The 615-nt window shown below is 39.8% G+C and carries 1 protein-coding gene; it reads right to left on the bottom strand.

Annotated elements, in window-relative coordinates:
• Nucleotides 1–33: 33 nt before the first annotated feature.
• On the bottom strand, nucleotides 34–615 hold a 582-nt coding region (locus AC1EJ0_RS08160), incomplete at its 5' end, for an IS256 family transposase (protein ID WP_180707109.1).

The raw sequence follows: 615 nt of genomic DNA, 5'->3' as shown, positions 1-615 counted from the left end.
TCTTTCTCGTAAATTGATTTTTTAATTATTTATTTAATCAAAGTAGGATTCTAAGGTGTCCTGAACCTGACCAAAGCCTTTATGAATTCGATTGAAATAACGGTCATTGTAGCTCATTGCCTGAATGCCAATAAAAGCATCAAGCGACTGTTCAGTTGGAAACTCTGCCTTAGGCTTAGCTTTGCGCTTGATCACATTGTTAAATGATTCAATCATGTTAGTCGAATAAATTGAAGCTCTGATCTGCTTGGGATAGTTATAAAAGACCAGCAGATCTGGTTCTATGTCTTTCAAGCTTCTGATAACATGGCTGTAAACCTTGCCCCATTTGGTATAGAAGTCATGCAGGACAGCTGTGGCTTCTTCTTTGTTTGTCTGTTGATGCACCTGTTTGAATTCGTTCATGATCTTTTCACGATCGTCGACGCGTACTTTAGCGCAGATATTGCGCATGACATGAACCAAACAGCGTTGAAAATGAGCTTTAGGATAAGTCCTGGCCAAGGCTGTTTTCATGCCAACAACACCATCAGAAAGAAAAAGCTCAACTTGCTTTAAGCCTCGGGATTTCATGTTTTGAAGCATATCTGTCCAGACTTCAATGTTCTCGCTAGG

The organism is Fenollaria sp. C0166D3 (assembly GCF_056590255.1).
This window is presented reverse-complemented; position numbering and strand designations above follow the sequence as displayed.